Genomic DNA, 17,873 nt, shown 5'->3' on the forward strand with positions numbered 1-17,873 from the left:
TCCGGGCGCCGCAGTCGCGGCGCCCGTTCTGATCCTTAGCCCCGGGCAATATGACCATGCTGGAACTCAACAACGTAGAGGTGACATATTCCGACGTCATCCTGGCGCTCAAAGGCGTGTCCATGACAGTCCGTGCGGGACAATGTGTTGCTCTGCTCGGTGGCAATGGCGCAGGAAAAAGCACGACGCTTAAAGCCATCTCGGGAACGCTCAAATCCGAGGATGGAACCGTTTCGGCGGGGTCCATCGTTCTGGACGGAACTCCCATTCAGAACATGGAAGCCTCGGAAGTCGTGAAGAACGGTCTCATCCATGTGATGGAAGGGCGGCGCGTTTTGCGGCATCTGACGTCAGAGCAAAACCTGATCGTCGGCGGGCACATGGTGCCCAACTCCGCCGAGCTGAAAAAGCGCCTGGACCATGTTTACACCTTGATGCCCCGGCTTGCGGACCTGCGCAACCGCACCTCTGGCTTCATGTCTGGTGGCGAACAACAACTGCTGCTGATCGGCCGGGCCATGATGGCCAGCCCCAAGATCATCGCGATCGACGAACCGTCGTTGGGATTGGCCCCGATGATGGTCCGGGATGTTTATGAAGTGCTCAAGCAGCTCAAGTCAGAAGGCACGACCTTCTTCCTGGTCGAACAAAACAGCGCCGCGGCGCTATCGATCGCCGACTATGCCTATGTGATGGAGAACGGCCGGATCGTGATGGACGGCCCTGCCGACAAGCTCGCTGACAACGAGGACATCAAGGAATTCTATCTCGGCGTAACCGCATCGGGCGAGCGCAAAAGCTATCGAGATATCAAACACTATCGCCGCCGGAAGAGATGGCTGGGATAGAAAGGAGCGAAGATGAGTAACCTGCTTTCCATCAAAGGTCGTACCGCATTTGTAACCGGAGCGGGGCAAGGCGTTGGTCGGCAAGTCGCGCTTTATCTGGCGGAACACGGAGCCGGTGCCATCGTTGTCAACGATTTTCACGCCGAACGGGCCGAAAGCGTTGCCGCGGAAGTGGAGGCAGCGGGTGCAAAGGCTCTGCCGCTCGCCTTCGACGTCTCGGATTTCGACGCGGTTGGCGCGGCGTTTGCCGAAACGCAGACCACATTTGGCGGCGTGGATATTCTGGTCAACAATGCGGGCAACGCCGGGCCGACATCGCGGCTCGACGATCTGGTCCCTTTTTGGGAATCCGATCCCGATGAATGGCGCCGCTGGATGGCCACCAATTTCGATGGGGTGCTGAACTGCACCCGTCACGCCATGCCGTTGATGGTTAACAGTGGCTATGGGCGCATTGTGACCGTCATTTCCGACGCCGGCCGTGTCGGTGAACCGCATCTGGCGGTTTATTCCGGGGCCAAGGCCGGTGCGGCCGGCTTCATGCGGGCAATTGCAAAGGCCGGCGGCCGGTTCGGGATCACCGCGAATTGCGTCGCCTTGGGGGGCACAAGAACTCCGGCTGTCGCCGACCTGATCCCGGATGCAGAGACCGAGAAGCGGGCATTGTCGCAATACGTGATCCGCCGTCTGGGCGAGCCGGAAGACCCCGCCGGAATGATCCTGTTCCTCTGCTCGGATGCTGCCAGCTGGATCACCGGACAGACCTATCCAGTGAATGGTGGGTATTCGTTTGCCTGCTAGAGTAGACATCGACCAACCGCCGCCTCTAGGTGGCGTCGTCCGAAAAAACGCTGTCATTATCTGCCCCGAGTTCAGGGGGCAGATTCGGTGTTGCGGTTTCGAAGCCATCAAATTTCAACGGCTGGACAATAAAAGTCTCGGCCTTGCCGCCGTCATGCGTAATCTTGCGCAGCAGCTGGCGCGCACGCACATGGGGGTCGTCCAACGTTTCGACCAGGGAATTGACCGGACCCCATGGCACCCCCGCCTTATCCAGAAGGTCGCCCCATTCGGCGCGCGTCTTGCCAACCAGAATCGCCGCGATTTCTTCGCGCAGCGCGGCCTTGCGGGCGACACGGTCGCGGCCTGTCAACGGCGCAAGATCCGCCCTGTCGATCACATCGCAGAACGGTTTCCAGAACCAGTCCTCATGCGCGATGGACAAGGTCAAGAGCTTGCCGTCTTTGCAGGTGAACACGCCATAGCCCGGCTCGGCGATAAATTCGCCCAGCGGTGTTCCATTGGCGGCGGGAACGAGGAATGCGGTCAACATCGAAACCACCGCATCCGACATGGACACGTCCACGTAACGCCCCTGCCCTGTGCGCTGGCTCGACACCACCGCCGACAGGATTGCGATCGCCGCGAACAACGCCGCGCCAACATCCGCAAGGGGGATCGGCGGCACAGGGCCGGGCTGCTTTGCATCGGCCTGATCGGCCAGCAAACCGCCAACCCCTTCATAGCTCAGGTCATGGCCAGCCCTGTCACGATAGGGGCCGTCCTGCCCGTAACCCGAAATCGATACATAAACCAGCCGCGAGTTGACACTACGCATGTCCTCGAAACCGGCACCCAAGGCCGCAAGCTTGCCAGGGCGGAACCCTTCGACGATGACATCCGATTCCTTGGCCAGTTCGCGAAACCGTGCCAGCCCCTCGGCCGATTTCAGATCCAACGCAACGCTGCGCTTGCCTCGGTTCAGTGCCCGGAACAAGGGCGGAAATTGCCGGGCCGGATCACCGATGCCCGGGCGTTCAATCATGATCACCTCGGCTCCCATGTCGGACAACAGCATTGTGGCATAGGGACCGGGAAACTGTTCGGCAAGGCTGAGGATTTTCAGGCCGGCCAGGGGTGCAGTGCTCATATCAATCTCCAGTTCTTTTGTTTTCCACGTGCGGGTCCGCCCGAGTGCAGCGTAAATCGCCGCAAAAGACAAGGCGAAAAACCAATAATATGTATAATTATCAGGAGCTTAGCATGAGTGAGGCAAAGCAGACGCTATTCGTTGAGCGGGTCGCAAAAACTGAATGGATTACCTTCCAGCGCACCGAACAGCTCAACGCAATGTCAACGCAGATGCTGCGCGAGATGGCGGCAGCACTGGAATCGGCGCTGGCCGACGATGGGGTGCGTACAATTGTCCTGACCGGCTCTGGCCGGGCATTCTGCGCCGGTGCCGATCTGAAAGAAGTTGCTGGCGCCAAACATGCACCAGGCGAGCCGGATCTTCTGGATCTTGTCGATCACACGTTTGGGCTTATGCGACATGGCCCGAAACCGGTGATCGCCGCAGTGAACGGGCTGGCGATGGCGGGCGGTTTGGAAATGGTGATGGCCTGCGATCTGGTCTTTGCCGCCGAAAGCGCGCAACTGGGCGACGCACATTCCAACTTTGGCGTCTTTCCCGGGGCCGGCGGTGCGGCGATCCTGCCGCGTAGGATTGGCCTGAACCGCGCGAAATACCTGCTGTTCTCGGGCGAGAACGTTTCGGCACGGGACATGATGGACTGGGGACTGGTGAACAAGGTCGTCGCGGACGAAGACCTGCGACAAGCGGTGCAGGCCTTTACCGACAGGCTGGCAGAAAAAAGCCCGGCGGTCTTACGCCGCATGAAGACGGTTTCCAATCGGTCGCTGGACGTGGACGAAACCGCCGCGCTTTCCGAAGAGATGCTGAACCTGCGCGCGCACATGCGATCCTGGGACATGCACGAGGGTCTGTCGGCGTTCAATGAAAAACGAAAACCGCAGTTTCGCGGATACTAGGTCAGGAGGACAAACGATGCAGGACATTTACATCGTTGGCATCGGGATGACGCCGTTCGGAAAGTTCCGGGACAAAACCATCAAGGACATGACCGGCGAGGCCGTCGCCGCCGCGCTTTCCGATGCCCGAGTGACGGCAGATCGTATCGACGGCGCATTCTTCTCGAACGCGGTGCAGGGCCACATGGAGGGCCAGCACATGATCCGCGGCGAAATCGCGCTGCGTGAAATGGGCATTCAGGGCATTCCGGTGGTGAATGTCGAAAACGCCTGCGCCAGCGCCTCGACCGGGTTCAAACTGGCAGTCGATTTCCTCAAGGCCGGCAATGGCGACTGCTGTCTCGCCGTGGGCGCCGAAAAGATGTATTCTGACGACCGTGCGTTGATGTTTTCGGCCTTCGACAGCGGCTGGGACGTCAGCAACAGCGAAGAGGTCGCGCAACGGCTGGCCGATCTGGGTGCAGGGGTCGAGGAACCCGAAGGATCGAAATCGCCCAAGCCCTACAGCGTGTTCATGGATGTCTACGCAGGCTTCGCCCGGCTGCACATGAAGACCTTTGGCACAACTCAGGAACAGTTCGCCGCCGTCGCCGCCAAGAACCATGCGCATTCCGTGCATAATCCACTGGCGCAATACCGAGAAGCCATGAGCGTCGATCGGGTATTGGCCGCGCCGCCGATCACCTATCCGCTGACCCTGCCGATGTGCGCCCCGATCTCGGACGGGGCCGCTGCGGCCGTTTTATGCACCGGCGAGGGGATAAAACGTCTGGGCCTAGATCCCGCGCGCGCGATCAAGGTCAAGGCCGCGATCCTGCGCTCGGGCACCGATCGTCCGCCGGAAGATTACAAGAACCACCTGACCCGGCTTGCCGCGCTTGAGGCCTATGAACAGGCCGGGATCGGCCCCGAGGATATATCGGTGGCCGAAGTGCATGACGCCACGGCCGTGGGCGAAGTGATCCAGATCGAGAACCTCGGATTTGTCGAATTCGGCGAGGGCGGTCCCGCCAGTCTGCGCGGCGAGACAAAGATCGGTGGACGCATTCCGGTGAACCCCTCGGGCGGGTTGGAATCCAAGGGCCACCCGGTCGGTGCCACAGGGATAGGGCAGGTTTTCGAACTGGTCACGCAACTACGCGGCGAAGCTGGCGCGCGTCAGGTCGAAGGGGCAAAGAACGCCATCGCCGAAAACGGCGGGGGGTTGCACGGGGTAGAAGAAGCGGCCGCCTGCGTCACCATTCTGGGCCGTTGAAACAAGGAGACGAACCATGGAAAACGTGATCGCCGCCGCTCAGGCAATCTATACAGATGAGCAACGCATGTTGCTGGAAAACTTCCGCAAGATGGCCGAGGCAGAGTTCGCGCCGCTGGCCGAGAAATACGAGAACCTCGGCCACCCCCCCGATGCGAAAACCCTGAAGTCCCTGTTCGCCAAGGTCGAGGAATTCGGGCTGATCAGCGGCCTGATCCCCGAAGAGGACGGCGGTGCCGGAATCGACCGCATGACCTATGGCATCCTATACGAGGAACTGGCCCGGATATGGGCCGATCTGGCAATCGCGGTGCTGATTCAGGGTCATGCCGTGTTCGCGGTCAACCTCTTGGGAAATGTGGCGCAGAAAGAGGCCTATCTGAAGCCGCTCCTGCGCAGCGAACGGATCTGTGCCACCTGTATTTCCGAACCAGAGGTCGGTTCGAACGTACGCGAGGTCAAGACACGTGCGGACCGCGAGGGCGATAAGATTTTCGTCACTGGCCAGAAGCTCTGGATTTCCAATGGGGCCCAGTCGGATTTCGCCATCGTTGTCTGCAATCTGGACGACGGTATTTCCATGGTCATCGTCGACCGCGATACCGGCAACTACGAGAGCCGCGAATTGCGCAAGCTGGGGCTTGTCGGTGCATCGACCTGCGAATTGTTTTTCGACCGTGCCGAAACCAGCGCTGACCATGTTCTGGGTAATGCAGGCGGCGGCCTGTTCCAGACATTGAAACTGTTTGAGAGCGCTCGCGTGTTTGTCGGCCTGACGAGCATTGGCATAGCGCAGGCGGCGTTGGAATGTGCCGTCAAATATGCGCAGGATCGCCAACAACATGGTAAGCCGATCGGCGGGCACCAGTTGATTCAAGGCTACCTGGCCGACATGGCCACGCACCTGGATGCCGCGCGCCTGTTGTGCCAGCGCGGGCTGCAACTTCTGGACCTGGGCGTGCGCTGTGACACCCAGACCTCGATGGCGAAATGGTATGCAACCGAAATGGCCGTCGAAATCGCCGGCAAAGCGGTGCAGATCCACGGCGGCAACGGCATCACCAAAGAGTTCCCCGTTGAACGGCACTTCCGCAATGCAAAGGTCATGCCGATTCCCGATGGCACCACCGAAATCCAAAAACTGGTCATCGGGCGCAACCTGACCGGGCTTAACGCGTTCTGAAAAGGGCCTTGGCCGCCCCACCGTCGGCGCTCGTCAGCGTCGAGGGTGGGCACGACCCGGAGTGATCGCGATACGGGCGAAGAGTCAGTAGGACTTGGGCATCCCCAATGCCTTCTCGGCCACGTAGGAGAGGATCAACTCCTCGCTGACCGGCGCGATGAAGTTCAGTACGCTTTCGCGAAAGTAACGCTCGACGTGGTATTCCTGCGCGAAGCCAAAGCCGCCGTGGGTGCGCACCGCGCGGAATGCCGCTTCGTAGGCCGCCGAGCCGGCGAGGTTGCGCGCGGTATTGGCCTCCAGCCCGCAGGGCTTGCCCTGATCGTAAAGCGTGGCGGCTTTGTAGGTCATCAGTTCCGCCGCCTGAAGGCGCATCCACACCGAGGCCAGCGGATGCTGGATCGCCTGGTTCTGGCCGATTGGACGGTCGAAGACGACGCGTTCGCGCGCATAGGCGGCCGCCTTTTCCAGTACGTACATCCCAAACCCGACCGCAGCCGCGGCGACAATGATCCGCTCGGCATTCAGCCCGTGGAGCAGGACCTTGAAACCCTCACCTTCCGCGCCGATGCGGTCCTCTTCGGGCACCTCCAGCCCATCAATGAAGATAGCGTTGGAGTCGACCGCCTTGCGGCCCATCTTGGCAATTTCATGCACGTCGATCTTGCTGCGGTCGAAATCGGTGTAGAACACTGACATGCCGTCGGTCGGTCGCTCGCAGTCCTCGATGGGCGTGGTCCGGGTCACCAGCAGGATGTGATCTGCGCGCTGTGCGGTCGAGGTCCAGACCTTGCGCCCGTTGACCACATACCCACCGTCTTCGCGTCGGCGCGCAAAGGTCGAGATATGCGTGGTATCAAGGCCGGCGTCCGGTTCGGTTACGCCGAAGCAGGAGCGGTGCTCTCCGCGGATCAGAGGCGGCAGCATTCGAGCCTTCTGTTCGTCGGTGCCGAAGCCGACCACCGGTTGCAGCCCAAAGATATTGATATGCACCGCGGAACTGGCCGCCGCGCCGTAACGCCCGATCTCCTGCATGACCAGCGATGCCTCTGTGATACCCAGGCCCGATCCGCCATACTGCTCTTCCATCGTGACGCCATAGAAACCGCCCTTTGCGATCTCGGCCGCAAAATCTTCGGGGAAGGTCCCGGTTCGTTCGCGTTCCAGCCAGTAGGCATCGTCGAAACGCGAGCAGATCCTGGCCACCGCGTCGCGGATGGCCCGTTGCTCTTCGGTGAGATCGAAATCCATGCGATCACTCCTTCTTCTGACGTGGGTGTGGTTCGCCCGAATGCTCGGGCGGGGCGGGTTCCGCCATATGCGGGCGCCAGGAGCCGGGATCTCCTGTGGCGAGATTGCCGAACTGGCGCTCGGCGGAAAAGACGTCGCTGCGGATCTGCACGAGGTGAGCCATGACCGGGCGGCCTTCGGGATCGAACAAGCGCGAGACCACATGGGCCACCGGCTCGCTGAGGGTGATGCCCAACAGGTGCGCGGTGGCGATGTCGGCCCGAACGATGGTGATGATCTGGTCGCCCGACAGATCCGTCATGCCGGTGTGGTCGCGCAGCAGTTGCGAATATAGCTGCGTTTCGTCAGCGCCCTCGGGCAGCATCTCGAAATAGCGTTGCGGCAGCCACAGATCGACCAGCGAATACGGCTGCTGCCCGGCGTGATGGCGCTTGCGCACATGAACCAGCGGCGTTTCCATCCCCGTCAGGTCGCGGCCAAGATCGGGAAGCTCCTTACAGGGCGCACGCGACAATATATCTATACGCACCTGTGCCCCGAGCGTCAGCGGATCGTAGGCGGGCGCACGTGGCTCGCTCTCCTCGGCCGCCGCAGTCACGAAGGTGCCCAGTCCGCGCGTGCTGTCGATCATGCCCTCATTGCGCAGAACCCCAAGAGCCTGGCGGACGGTTTCGCGCGCCAGGCCGTATTCGTCGCGCAGGGCCGGAAGGGTTGGCAACTGGCTGTGTATGGGCCAATCGCCGCAGCGAATCTTTTCGCGAAATAGGCTTGCGAGCTTGAGATACAAGGGGATGCCGTCACGCTGCCGAAGCAGTTCCCTGGCCGAGCCTTCCTCCGGGCGGGGACAGTGGCCGACGCCGGTGGTCCGGGTGCCGCTCAAGGCTGGTCGCCGGACCGAGGCACCGCTCCTGTCAGACCGTCGTTTACCGACGAGTCCTGCTCGGGTTGCACAACGACACCGGCCTTTATCAGTTGAGCAACCCTTTCCGGTGAGAAGCCGAACTCTTCCAGGATCGCCGTGCCCTGTGCGCCAAGGGCAGGTGCCGGAAGATCGGGGCCCATCTCGACGCCGCGCATCGTATAAGGGCTTCGGACCCGGCGCATCGGCCCCTGCTGGGGATGGTCATAATCTTCTATCAGGCCAACGGCGCGGACATGCGGATCGTCGGGCAGGTCCTCCATCGCCATCACTGGGGCATTGGGAATATCGAGGGCATCGAACAGCGCCTGCCACTCTGCGGTGGTCCGCTGCGGCAGGATATGCGTTACAACAAGTTCATAGAGTTCGGGAAAATGCCGCTGTGCGGTCGCCGCGTCGGTCATCATGGGGCCGTCGGCCACGTCGTCGCGACCCACAGCACGCAGAAACCGCTGCCATTGATCGAATTTGTAGATCCCGTGCGCGATGAAACCGTCGCTGGTTTGCGCTGGTTTGCGGAATGGACTCATGACCCGCGCATAGCCGAACCCGCCTTCCGGAGGCCGGAAGGCCGCCCCGTTGAAATGCTGGCTCAACATCACCGATATCATCGTTTCGAACATCGGCGTTTCGATGTAGCACCCTTCGCCGGTGGTGCGCTGCCGGAACAGGCCGGCCAGCATCGCCTGACCCAGCGCCAGCCCGGTGATCTTGTCGGCGGCCACCATCGGCACAAAGGCGGGGGCACCTGCGTTGCGCCCGTTGGCCTCGGCCAGACCCGACCGGGCCTGAATCAGGTCATCGAAGGCGGGCAAGTCGGCATAGGGCCCGTCCTGCCCGAACCCGATCGCGGCGCAGTAGACGATGCGCGGATTGACCTCCCGCACGGCGTCATATCCAAGACCCAGCCGCTCGATCGCAGGCACTCGCATATTGTGAACCACGATGTCCGCCTGACTCAGCATCTCCAGCAGCGCCGCACGCCCTTCGGGGGATTTGAGATCAAGCGCAATGCTGCGTTTGTTCCGGTTCACCGCCATCCACTGAGCGGTCATACCCGGCACGCGCGAGGCGCCGAGGCGCCGATAATAGTCGCCTTCCGGCGCTTCGACCTTGATCACATCAGCGCCGAAATCGCCCAGGAACTGGGTGGCGTAGGGGGCCAGGAGAATATGGCCCAGCTCTACCACGCGCACCCCGTCGAGCATTTGAAACATGATTCCCCCCCCCGGCACCGGATCGGCTGCACCGACCGCACGCTACAAAAGACTAAAAGACTGTATTGCTAGTTTTTTTGCACGGGGAGCGTTGACATGCAAGGGGGCCTTGCTAAGTTTGGCGCCACAATGAGGCTAAGGCGGCTCGTTTCCGGCGTGGAAATCGCCGATGGAAATGGCCCGAAATAGCGCCAAAAAAAGGGGGGGTGGCCGCAATGGAACCGCCGAAGAAAAGGGGGGGCGCGCGCGGCCTGTTGGCCGTTTCGCGGGGGCTGGCCGTGCTAGAGACCGGGTTTGCGGCGCTGGCCTGTGTCGCACTGGCGGTGATCATGCTGATCGTGGTCGTGGATGTTGCGATGCGCTACGCGCTTTCGATGCCACTGGGCTGGTCCTACGACCTGATCGGTCTCTACCTTGTGGTCACGGTATTCTTCCTGATGCTGCCCGACACACTCCATCATCACGGGCACGTGGCAATCGATCTGTTCCAAAACATACTTCCGCGACGGGTTCGCCATCTGGGGCAGGCGGTGGGCTATGCTGCAGGGGCAGTTGTCATGGCGCTGATCGCGTTCGAGGCCTGGGGCCGCTTCCAGAGCGCCTATGCCGGGCAGGACCGGATCGCCGCGCTGGTCCCATGGCTGACCTGGCCGGCCTATCTGGTCGTCCTGATTGGCACCGCGCTGCTGACGCTGCGCCTGATCTACCGGGTGGTCGGGCACGCGTTTTCCATCTTCTCGCGCCACGATCTGGTTGAAATGCCGCCCCCGCCCGAGACCACCGCGCTCCAAGGGGAGGACGTCCTGTGACGGTGGCTCTGGTAATTGCGCTTCTGGCCGGGCTGCTTGTGATCGGGCTGCCGGTGGCCTTGGCAATGGCGATTTCGGGGTCTGTAGGGCTCTATCTGTTCGGCGGCATGGCGGTACTGGGCGGCATCCTGAAGACTGCACCCCTAAGTACCGCGAATTCCTACGAAATCATCACCATCCCGATGTTCATCCTGATGGCCGAATTCGTGATCATCTCGGGCGTGGCGCAAGATCTCTTTCGCGCTGCAACCATTTGGGTCGGCCGTCTCCGCGGCGGCCTGGCCATGGCTACCGCGGTAGCCGGGGCGGGCTTTGGCGCGATCTCGGGGTCGAGCACGGCAGCGGCGGCAACGCTGGCATCCACTTCGATCCCGGCGATGATCGACGAAGGCTACGACCCCAAGCTGGCCAGCGGCGTCGTGGCGATTTCGGGCACACTGGCGATGTTGATTCCGCCATCTGTGGCGCTGATTCTCTATGGGATCATTGCCGATGTCTCGGTCGGACAGCTGCTGGTGGCGGGGGTGATACCGGGGATTCTGGTCGCTCTGACCATCATGGCCACGGTCGCGGTTCTGGTGCGGATTGATCCCTCGGTCGCGCCTGCCGGCCAGCCTTACAGCTTTCGCGATAAATTTGCGTCGCTGTCGCGTGTCGGGCCAATGCTGCTGCTGTTCCTGGCCGTCACCGGCACGATCTACTCGGGCATTGCCACGCCGACCGAGGCATCGGGGATCGGCGCCTTCGGCGCGATGCTGCTGGCGCTGCACGAGCGCAAACTGGGATTCAGCCAAGCCTGGGGTTGCCTGAGACGGGCGGCGCAGACCACCTGCATGATCCTTTTCGTGATCCTCGGCGCGCATATCTTTGGCTATTTCTTCACCCTCACGCGGGTGACCAACGATTTGACCCAATGGATCGGCGGCCTTGGTATTTCGCCGATGGGGGTGATGGTGGTGATCCTGATCATCTACGTCTTTCTGGGTGCCTTCATGGACCAGATCGCCATCCTCATCCTGACGGTGCCGGTGCTTTTGCCGCTGGTCCTGTCGCTGGGCTTCGACCCGATCTGGTTCGGGGTGATCGTCGTGGTGACGGCCGAGGTCGGCATGGTCACTCCGCCGCTGGGCATGAATGTCTTTGTGGTGGCCCGATATACCCGGCGACCCTTGGGCGAAATCTTTCGCGGGACGTTTCCGCATGTTCTGGCGCATTTGCTGGTGATCGCGTTGCTCACTGCATTTCCCGTGCTGGTGCTGTGGCTGCCCTCGACAATGAACTGACGACGTCGGCCTGCGCAATAGCGCCAGTCCATAACCCTAAAAGACAGGAGGAGAATGAAATCATGACCAGAATATCCAAATTCCCATCGCCCTTACGGACAGCGGGCTGGGCCCTGAGCGTTGCCTTGCTACCGCTCGCCGTGCAGCCGGTTGCAGCGCAGGAGATCGAACTGCGCGCGGCCGACAGCCTGCCCACCGGCCATTACATTGCCCAGAGCCTGATCGAACCTTTCATGGAACGGGTGAGCGAGCGGACCGGGAAAACCGAGTTCGCGTACTTCCCGGCTCAGCAACTCGGCAAGGCCAAGGACCTGCTCTCGCTGACCCAGACCGGCGTGACCGATATCGGCTATGTCGGCCCCTCCTATGTCAGCGACAAGATGCCCCTTTCGGCGGTCGGGCAGTTGCCCGAGGCGTTTTCGACGTCGTGTGAGGGCACGATGGCCTATTGGGAGATCGCCAAGCCCGGCGGCGCGCTAGACCAGGCCGAATTCGCGCCGAACGGCGTGCGCCTGCTGATGGCGATGGTGCTGCCGCCCTACAACCTGCTGACGTCGAGCCGTGAGATCACCGGTTTGGACAGCATGGACGGCCTGAAGATCCGCAGCACTGGCGGCGCGCTTGACCTGACCGTCCAGAAAATCGGCGGCGTGCCGGTGCAGATGCCGGCGCCCGAAGTGCGCGAGGCGCTGTCGCGCGGGACGATCGACGCCGGGCTCTTCCCCTATCCCAGTGTCACCCCTTACGGAATGGAAACATTCCTTGACTGGGGTACGCAGGGGATGAACTTTGGTTCCTTTGTCGCGACCTACGTGATCAGGCAGGAAAAGTGGGACAGTCTGCCCGAAGACGTCCAGCAGGCGATCACCGAGATCGGCGAAGATTTGACTAGGGAAGGATGCGAAACTGCCGACCGCCAGAACCTTGAAGTCAAGCAGCAGATCGCCGAGGCGGGCGTGACCTTCGTTGACCTGCCCGCCGGAGATGTCGAAAAGCTGAACCAGATCCTGTCGACGGTTGGGTCCGAATGGGCCGAGCAACTCGATGCCCAAGGCAAGCCCGGAACCGAGATCCTGGAAGCCTTCCGGTCCGCGCTGAAAAGGAACTGATACCAGATCGTGGTCGGCCCGGCTCCTGTGTCGGGCCAGGCCACCAAAAACGCGCAGAAGTCAGCCGGTGGGTGCATCTGAATCCTGCCCTTCGACACTCAGCCTGGTCGTCCGTTATGCAGCTGAAGTCCGGGCGAGCCGTGCATACGTTCGGCCACATTGATCTGGCGTAGATGCGCCTCGCCGGTCCCGATCTCGGCGACGAGTTGATGCGCGAACGGCGCGGGCGAATTGGGTTTCGGCGATATGGCGCAGATGGGCGGCAGCGAGAGTGTCCGACCTTTTGTGTATGACTGATCCGGTCCATGCTTCATCGAAAGGACGCATGAATGACCATCTCGAAAGAAATCCTGGATGGATAACGTACAGGATCTTCCGCACATTTGATTCCGGCGATGGTTCCTTTCAGACTGGCTGACCCGGACGGTCAGAAGGATATACTTGGGACAACGATCATGCAGCGCCCGGCCCAACCGGAAGAAGTAGCCGGGGCGGTGCCGTTTCTGGCGTCCGACGAGGCATCCTATATGACCGGATCCGAAATGGTGGTCGATGGCGGCTATACCGCGCAGTAAAATGGGCGGAGCCGGAAGCTTGGGACAGGCGGGTCCGGTTGGCCGCGAACCGATCCTGGCCAGCCGGGCACCGGCTGCCCGCCTGGCCTGGTTCCGTCAGGCGTCGGCGCGCGGAAGGCGGATTTCGGACAGAACCTCCTCCGTGTGCTCGCCCAGCCGCGGTGGCAGCCGGCGCACCCGGCCGGGGCTGTCCGAGAACTGGACCGGTATCCGGAGCGTCACGACGGCGCCCTCTGTCGGGTGCTCGTGGCGCTCGAAATACCCGGTTTGAACCAGATAGGGATCAACCAGCAGATCCTCCAGGCTGTTGGCCGGTCCATTCGGCACGTCGGCCGCGTCGAACCGGCGGCGCCACTCGGCGGTTGTATTCCCCGCGATTGCCTCGGCGAGGAACCAATATAACTAGTCAATGTGATCGGTGCGCAACTCTGCTGTGGCAAATCGTGGATCGTCGCGCAGCTCGGGCCGGCCTATGGCGTCGAAGAGACGCAGCCACTGGTTGTCCATCGCCGCCATCACACAGATGTGCCCGTCCTGCGTTGGATAAGGCCGATGATGGGGCGAGAATACCCGGCTGTAACCCATGCCCAGATCGGGCCGGTCGAGCGTTGCGCCCCAGAGATGCTCGATCAGATTGAAGTTGACCATCGCATCCATCATCGGCACGTTTACCTGCTGCCCGTGGCCGGTGCGCTCGCGCCAGACGAAGGCCATCGCGATGGACGATGCCTGGATGTAACCGCATAGTTGTCGGCGATTACCGTGGGTAATAGCGCGGCTCATCGGTGGCCCGGGCCATCATCCCGGCTACGCCGCTGGCGCCCTGGATCACATCGTCGAAAGCAAGCCAGTCGCGGCGCTCACCATCCAGCCGGAAGCCAGAAGACGAGGCATGAATGATGCGGGAATTGACCGCGCGGATCGCCTCGTAGTCGACGCCCAGCCGTTCGGCGGCGCCGGGGCGTATCGAATGCACCAGCACGTCCGCGGAACGCACCAGATCAAGGAGCGCGGCCCGCGCGTCGGGTTTCTTCAGGTCGAGCACGACCGAGCGTTTGTTGCGGTTTGTATTGAGGAACAGTGCCCCCATCTTCGGGTTGCGCGACGGTCCCACCTGGCGTGTGTAGTTGCCGTCGGGTGACTCGATCTTGATGACGTCGGCCCCCATGTCGCCGAGGATCTGGATCGCCACCGGTCCAAGCACGTTGACCGAAAGATCAAGCACCCTGTAACCCGCAAGCGGTCCGTCCCCCTCGGCTGGCTGCTGCGGCTGACTGTCCATTTTCTTTTCCCTTTGCGGTATCGCACCCTTCGAGTCAGCAATGCGCGCCGTAGTCTGGCGGTCAGTCGACCCGCGACCCAAGGGCGCAGCGCCGCGAGCGAAGCTTGCGATCGCTGTATTGCTGTTCTGACGGCGTGCGTGGTCGTGGCGCTTCCGTGACGAACTTGTCCCATAGGGCCTCCTTCCATTCCTGCGAAAGGATCACACCATTAAACCGTGGGATCAAACACCTAAGCCGAAGAAATCGTGATGCCGGCGATCGTCGCCATGTCGGGAGCGATCGCCGTGACCGGACAGGATGCGCAAAAGGGGATCGCAGTTGCCCTTGAGCACATCAACGCCGATGGCGGCGTCGCCGGTCGGCCGCTGAAGATCCAACTTTACGACACACAGGGCAATCCCGGGGTGGTGCGCCAGGTGATGGAGCGGTTGACCCGCCTCGAGCGGGCTCCGGTCATCCTTGGCTGCGAGATCAGCGCAGGCACATCGGCTGCGGCGCAGTTCGCCGAGCAGGCGCGGGTTCCTCACCTGAACTCGCCGGCGGTGTCGGCCGAGCTCCTCGAGCGCGGTTACAAATGGTATTTCTCCGATCAGATCACAGCCGATACCGAGGCGGCCACGGTCGTGGAATTCTTCGAACACCTGATGACGCAAGGCGACGTCGTCCCGGCGTTGCTTTATGAAGACAGCCCGCGCGGCGCCGGAACCATCGAGCGGATCGAAGTTCTGCTGGAGGAGCGGGGCATCGAGATCGCCGCCAGCGCGCCGTATTCGCGCAGCGATCGCAACCTTCTGCCGCCGGTCAAGCGGGTGCAGACATCGAGTGCCAACATGGTGATCTGGGCCGGCTACACCGAAGATGTGGTGACCAAGCTCCAGGCAATGCAGCAGCATGACTTCAAGCCCTACATTGTCGGAATCAGTGGCGGTCCGGTTGATGTGCGCACCCCGCAACTGGTGGACAGGGGCTTCGTCGAGGACGTCAATCTCAGCACGGTGGACTACTTAAATCCCGACATGGACCGCGCCCAGCGTTTTGTGAAGGCTTACGAGTAACGGCACGGCATCGTGCCGTCAAGCTATGCGTCGATGTGCAACCGCGGTGTCTACACGCTGAAGGCCGTGCTGGAGAAGACGCTTGAGTCCGGCCAGAAACTGACGACCGAGAACCTTCGCGCCGCCATCCTTAAGATCGACATCCCCGGCGATCAGCTGATCTCGCCGTTCTCGCGGATCAAATTCGACGAACACGGCAGGAACGTCGGATCGCAGAACCTGATCGCGCAATGGAAGAACGGCGGCACGAAAAAGGTCACGATCTGGCCGCCAGAGGTGGCTGTGGAAGAGCCCAATCCTCTGAACTGATGCGAAAACTATAACCGGGGCCCAAGATGAAGCTGTCGATCGAGTCTCTCGTCTCCGGTTACGGTCTGCTCGACGCGCTCCACGGCGTCAGCATCGAGATCGGCCGAGGGCGAGGTCGTGGCTGTGATCGGACCGAACGGCGCGGGCAAATCCACCCTTCTGCGCACGATTTCGGGCCTTGTGGCCGCCCGTTCCAGAGCGATCCGCCACGATGGCAAGGAAATCGGCGGTTTTGCCGCCAGCGAGATTCCGCGCCTCGGCCTCGTCCATGTTCCTGAGGCGCGGCACGTCTTCGGGTCACTCACGGTCGAGCAAAATCTGATCGTGGGTGCGAGCGCCGCACTCGACGCGAAAGACCGAAAGGACGCCCTTTCCGATGCTGAGCCAGAAGGCCCGCGAACTTGCCGGAGGGCTCTCAGGCGGTCAGCAGCAGATGCTGGCGATCGGGCGCGCTTATGGCCCGGCCCAGCATGATCATGCTCGACGAGCCGTCGCTCGGCCCCGCGCCTCTGATGGTCGAGCAGATGTACGAGGCCCTCGACGGTCGGCGCCGCACCGGCCTGAGCATTCTTCTGGTGGAACAGGATGTCTACATGGCGCTGGATTTCGCCAGCCGCGCCTATGTTCTGGAAAACGGGACAATCGCCCTCGCCGCAGCCTCTGACGTCTTGCGCCACGACGATCACGTGCGCCGTTCGTATTTGGGAATCTGACCCGCCCTGTGCCCGCATTCCGCCTGCCATTCAGACCGGCAGCGGCGACAGACCGTGCGCAAACTGCGGACCGATCAGCCCCGTAGCGCCGAGATGCCCAGGGCCCCCTGTGCCAGAAGCAGCGCCTGAAGCTGGTTGGTGCCTTCAGCGATCGTGAGATGTCGCACATCGCGATAATAGCGCTCGACGGGGAAATCACGGGTGTATCCGGCCCCGCCGTGCACTTGCAGGGCAGTCTCGCAAACCCGCAGAGCCGTATCGGAGTTGTGACGCTTGGCCATGGAACAGGCCCGGCCGCGATCCGGTGCCCCGCGATCCAGCGCGTCAGCGGCCCGGCACGCCAGCAACCGCGAGGTTTCCACGCCAGTCAACATATCTGCGATCATCTGCTGGACCAGTTGAAACCCGCCGATCTTGCGTCCGAACTGTTCTCGCGCGCCCGCATATCGCAGCGCCGCCTCATAGGCGGCAATTGACAGGCCCAGGCAGGTGAAAGAAACGAAACAGCGCCCCACGTTCAGATAATGCTTGGCGATGGCGAACGCCTCGCCCTCGGCGCCGATCAGGTGGTCTGCGGGCAGCAATACGTCCTCAAACAGCAGCTCGCCTAGCGGGCATGAATTCATGCCCATGCTGCGGACCTCTCGGGTTGAAAACCCTGCTGTTCCCGCCTCGACCACGAAGGCCGATACCTCCGCGCGTTCGCCGTCGCCCGACCGCGCGAAAACCACCCCGAGATCGGCCCCGGTCCCGTTGGAGATATACAGTTTGCGTCCGTTCAGCCGCCAGCCATCACCGTCGCGCCGGGCCCGTGTTTCCACGTTGCTGGCGTCCGAGCCGACGTTCGGCTCGGTCAGCGCAAAAAAGGCTGTCTTGCGACCCGAAACCAGATCGCCCAGCCACCTTGCCTGTTGCTCCGGCGTTCCATGCTGCGCGACGATCATCAGGACAAGGTTCGACGTGCTGACGATGCTGCGCAGCGACGGCCATACCTGAGACAGCTCGCACAGCAGCGCGCAATATGTCAGATAATCAAGCCCGGCACCGCCTTGCGCCTCTGGCAAAAGACCGCCCAGCAGGCCGAACTCGCCCATCTTCTGCAACACTTCGGGCGGCGGCGGACGGTGGGCATCCTCGTGCGCCTCGACCAGGGGCGCCACCTCGGCGTCAAGGTATTTGCGGAAGCTGCGCCGCGCCGTTTCCTGCCAGTCGTCCAGCTCAAACTGCATCGGTCC

At 62.0% G+C, this 17,873-nt stretch carries 19 protein-coding genes and 1 pseudogene; 13 read left to right on the plus strand and 7 right to left on the minus strand.

Annotated features, from left to right (window positions below):
• The first annotated feature begins 56 nt into the window (after nucleotides 1-56).
• Nucleotides 57-848, plus strand: coding sequence for an ABC transporter ATP-binding protein (locus CDO87_RS24295; protein ID WP_027264388.1), 792 nt, complete (start codon nucleotides 57-59; stop codon nucleotides 846-848).
• A 12-nt stretch (nucleotides 849-860) separates the two neighbouring features.
• The gene (locus tag CDO87_RS24300) at nucleotides 861-1,649 is read left to right on the plus strand and encodes an SDR family NAD(P)-dependent oxidoreductase (RefSeq protein WP_027264387.1); all 789 of its coding nucleotides are present in this window, start codon (nucleotides 861-863) and stop codon (nucleotides 1,647-1,649) included.
• A gap of 25 nt (nucleotides 1,650-1,674) precedes the next feature.
• On the opposite strand, the gene CDO87_RS24305 is transcribed toward CDO87_RS24300, so the two are convergent.
• A complete protein-coding gene (locus CDO87_RS24305; protein ID WP_036051655.1) occupies nucleotides 1,675-2,778 on the minus strand; it encodes a CaiB/BaiF CoA-transferase family protein in 1,104 nt (367 codons plus the stop codon).
• 113 nt (nucleotides 2,779-2,891) lie between these two features.
• Here CDO87_RS24305 and CDO87_RS24310 point away from each other — a divergent pair, with 113 nt between their 5' ends.
• From CDO87_RS24310 to CDO87_RS24320, 3 genes are read left to right on the plus strand one after another with little or no spacing between them, the layout of a single operon-like run.
• Nucleotides 2,892-3,680: an enoyl-CoA hydratase/isomerase family protein gene (locus CDO87_RS24310; RefSeq protein WP_027264385.1), complete on the plus strand. Its 789-nt coding sequence runs from the start codon at nucleotides 2,892-2,894 to the stop codon at nucleotides 3,678-3,680.
• A gap of 16 nt (nucleotides 3,681-3,696) precedes the next feature.
• Nucleotides 3,697-4,935 carry a thiolase family protein gene (locus CDO87_RS24315; RefSeq protein ID WP_027264384.1) on the plus strand — a complete coding sequence of 413 codons (1,239 nt, stop codon included), beginning with the start codon at nucleotides 3,697-3,699 and terminating at the stop codon, nucleotides 4,933-4,935.
• A 16-nt stretch (nucleotides 4,936-4,951) separates the two neighbouring features.
• Nucleotides 4,952-6,118, plus strand: a complete 1,167-nt coding sequence (locus tag CDO87_RS24320; RefSeq protein WP_036051588.1) for an acyl-CoA dehydrogenase family protein — start codon at nucleotides 4,952-4,954, stop codon at nucleotides 6,116-6,118.
• Nucleotides 6,119-6,202: 84 nt separating this feature from the next.
• Here the strand turns inward: CDO87_RS24320 and CDO87_RS24325 are convergent, their stop codons facing one another.
• From CDO87_RS24325 to CDO87_RS24335, 3 genes are read right to left on the minus strand one after another with little or no spacing between them, the layout of a single operon-like run.
• The gene (locus tag CDO87_RS24325) at nucleotides 6,203-7,366 is read right to left on the minus strand and encodes an acyl-CoA dehydrogenase family protein (RefSeq protein ID WP_027264382.1); all 1,164 of its coding nucleotides are present in this window, start codon (nucleotides 7,364-7,366) and stop codon (nucleotides 6,203-6,205) included.
• Between the two features lie 4 nt (nucleotides 7,367-7,370).
• Nucleotides 7,371-8,246, minus strand: a complete 876-nt coding sequence (locus CDO87_RS24330; protein ID WP_027264381.1) for a GntR family transcriptional regulator — start codon at nucleotides 8,244-8,246, stop codon at nucleotides 7,371-7,373.
• Nucleotides 8,243-9,502: a CaiB/BaiF CoA-transferase family protein gene (locus CDO87_RS24335; RefSeq protein WP_071974357.1), complete on the minus strand. Its 1,260-nt coding sequence runs from the start codon at nucleotides 9,500-9,502 to the stop codon at nucleotides 8,243-8,245. The genes CDO87_RS24330 and CDO87_RS24335 overlap by 4 nt, the downstream gene beginning before the upstream one ends.
• A 215-nt stretch (nucleotides 9,503-9,717) precedes the next feature.
• Here CDO87_RS24335 and CDO87_RS24340 point away from each other — a divergent pair, with 215 nt between their 5' ends.
• The 4 genes from CDO87_RS24340 (at nucleotide 9,718) to CDO87_RS24355 (ending at nucleotide 13,278) form a co-directional block, all read left to right on the plus strand.
• Nucleotides 9,718-10,311, plus strand: a complete 594-nt coding sequence (locus tag CDO87_RS24340) for a TRAP transporter small permease (protein ID WP_083545805.1) — start codon at nucleotides 9,718-9,720, stop codon at nucleotides 10,309-10,311.
• Entirely contained in the window at nucleotides 10,308-11,594 is a 1,287-nt protein-coding gene (locus CDO87_RS24345) for a TRAP transporter large permease (protein WP_027264380.1), read from the plus strand. The genes CDO87_RS24340 and CDO87_RS24345 overlap by 4 nt, the downstream gene beginning before the upstream one ends.
• 62 nt (nucleotides 11,595-11,656) lie before the next feature.
• Nucleotides 11,657-12,703, plus strand: a complete 1,047-nt coding sequence (gene dctP, locus CDO87_RS24350; protein WP_036051585.1) for a TRAP transporter substrate-binding protein DctP — start codon at nucleotides 11,657-11,659, stop codon at nucleotides 12,701-12,703.
• A 395-nt stretch (nucleotides 12,704-13,098) separates the two neighbouring features.
• Nucleotides 13,099-13,278 carry an SDR family oxidoreductase gene (locus CDO87_RS24355; protein WP_027264377.1) on the plus strand — a complete coding sequence of 60 codons (180 nt, stop codon included), beginning with the start codon at nucleotides 13,099-13,101 and terminating at the stop codon, nucleotides 13,276-13,278.
• 96 nt (nucleotides 13,279-13,374) lie between these two features.
• Here CDO87_RS24355 and CDO87_RS27390 read toward each other — a convergent pair.
• Nucleotides 13,375-14,061 (minus strand): annotated as a pseudogene (locus CDO87_RS27390) (CoA transferase).
• Nucleotides 14,036-14,560 carry a CoA transferase gene (locus CDO87_RS27395; protein WP_250637868.1) on the minus strand — a complete coding sequence of 175 codons (525 nt, stop codon included), beginning with the start codon at nucleotides 14,558-14,560 and terminating at the stop codon, nucleotides 14,036-14,038. Before CDO87_RS27395 ends, CDO87_RS27390 begins: the two are co-directional and overlap by 26 nt.
• Nucleotides 14,561-14,809: 249 nt before the next feature.
• Between CDO87_RS27395 and CDO87_RS24365 the strand changes: the two genes are divergently transcribed.
• From CDO87_RS24365 to CDO87_RS27525, 4 genes are all read left to right on the plus strand, one after another.
• Nucleotides 14,810-15,616, plus strand: coding sequence for an ABC transporter substrate-binding protein (locus CDO87_RS24365; protein WP_071974356.1), 807 nt, complete (start codon nucleotides 14,810-14,812; stop codon nucleotides 15,614-15,616).
• A gap of 12 nt (nucleotides 15,617-15,628) precedes the next feature.
• Nucleotides 15,629-15,925, plus strand: coding sequence for a hypothetical protein (locus CDO87_RS24370; protein WP_133119767.1), 297 nt, complete (start codon nucleotides 15,629-15,631; stop codon nucleotides 15,923-15,925).
• 117 nt (nucleotides 15,926-16,042) lie between these two features.
• Nucleotides 16,043-16,399, plus strand: a complete 357-nt coding sequence (locus tag CDO87_RS27520) for an ATP-binding cassette domain-containing protein (protein WP_198952313.1) — start codon at nucleotides 16,043-16,045, stop codon at nucleotides 16,397-16,399.
• Nucleotides 16,381-16,638, plus strand: a complete 258-nt coding sequence (locus CDO87_RS27525; RefSeq protein WP_051372688.1) for a hypothetical protein — start codon at nucleotides 16,381-16,383, stop codon at nucleotides 16,636-16,638. Before CDO87_RS27520 ends, CDO87_RS27525 begins: the two co-directional genes overlap by 19 nt.
• A gap of 74 nt (nucleotides 16,639-16,712) precedes the next feature.
• On the opposite strand, the gene CDO87_RS24380 is transcribed toward CDO87_RS27525, so the two are convergent.
• Complete coding sequence (locus CDO87_RS24380; protein ID WP_027264374.1) at nucleotides 16,713-17,867, minus strand: acyl-CoA dehydrogenase family protein; 1,155 nt, start codon at nucleotides 17,865-17,867, stop codon at nucleotides 16,713-16,715.
• Nucleotides 17,868-17,873 lie beyond the last annotated feature (6 nt).

This window comes from Sagittula sp. P11 (genome assembly GCF_002814095.1).
Taxonomy (GTDB): Bacteria; Pseudomonadota; Alphaproteobacteria; order Rhodobacterales; family Rhodobacteraceae; genus Sagittula.

Excerpts from the sequence above, each read along its gene's own strand:
- CDO87_RS24295 (WP_027264388.1), top strand. The coding sequence starts at position 57 with ATGCTGGAACTCAACAACGTAGAGGTGACATATTCCGACGTCATCCTG.
- CDO87_RS24335 (WP_071974357.1), bottom strand. The coding sequence starts at position 9,502 with ATGTTTCAAATGCTCGACGGGGTGCGCGTGGTAGAGCTGGGCCATATT.
- CDO87_RS24340 (WP_083545805.1), top strand. The coding sequence starts at position 9,718 with ATGGAACCGCCGAAGAAAAGGGGGGGCGCGCGCGGCCTGTTGGCCGTT.
- CDO87_RS24310 (WP_027264385.1), top strand. The coding sequence starts at position 2,892 with ATGAGTGAGGCAAAGCAGACGCTATTCGTTGAGCGGGTCGCAAAAACT.
- CDO87_RS24325 (WP_027264382.1), bottom strand. The coding sequence starts at position 7,366 with ATGGATTTCGATCTCACCGAAGAGCAACGGGCCATCCGCGACGCGGTG.
- CDO87_RS24315 (WP_027264384.1), top strand. The coding sequence starts at position 3,697 with ATGCAGGACATTTACATCGTTGGCATCGGGATGACGCCGTTCGGAAAG.
- CDO87_RS24320 (WP_036051588.1), top strand. The coding sequence starts at position 4,952 with ATGGAAAACGTGATCGCCGCCGCTCAGGCAATCTATACAGATGAGCAA.
- CDO87_RS24355 (WP_027264377.1), top strand. The coding sequence starts at position 13,099 with ATGGTTCCTTTCAGACTGGCTGACCCGGACGGTCAGAAGGATATACTT.
- CDO87_RS24365 (WP_071974356.1), top strand. The coding sequence starts at position 14,810 with ATGCCGGCGATCGTCGCCATGTCGGGAGCGATCGCCGTGACCGGACAG.
- CDO87_RS24300 (WP_027264387.1), top strand. The coding sequence starts at position 861 with ATGAGTAACCTGCTTTCCATCAAAGGTCGTACCGCATTTGTAACCGGA.
- CDO87_RS24305 (WP_036051655.1), bottom strand. The coding sequence starts at position 2,778 with ATGAGCACTGCACCCCTGGCCGGCCTGAAAATCCTCAGCCTTGCCGAA.
- CDO87_RS27525 (WP_051372688.1), top strand. The coding sequence starts at position 16,381 with ATGGCCCGGCCCAGCATGATCATGCTCGACGAGCCGTCGCTCGGCCCC.
- CDO87_RS24380 (WP_027264374.1), bottom strand. The coding sequence starts at position 17,867 with ATGCAGTTTGAGCTGGACGACTGGCAGGAAACGGCGCGGCGCAGCTTC.
- dctP (WP_036051585.1), top strand. The coding sequence starts at position 11,657 with ATGACCAGAATATCCAAATTCCCATCGCCCTTACGGACAGCGGGCTGG.
- CDO87_RS27395 (WP_250637868.1), bottom strand. The coding sequence starts at position 14,560 with ATGGACAGTCAGCCGCAGCAGCCAGCCGAGGGGGACGGACCGCTTGCG.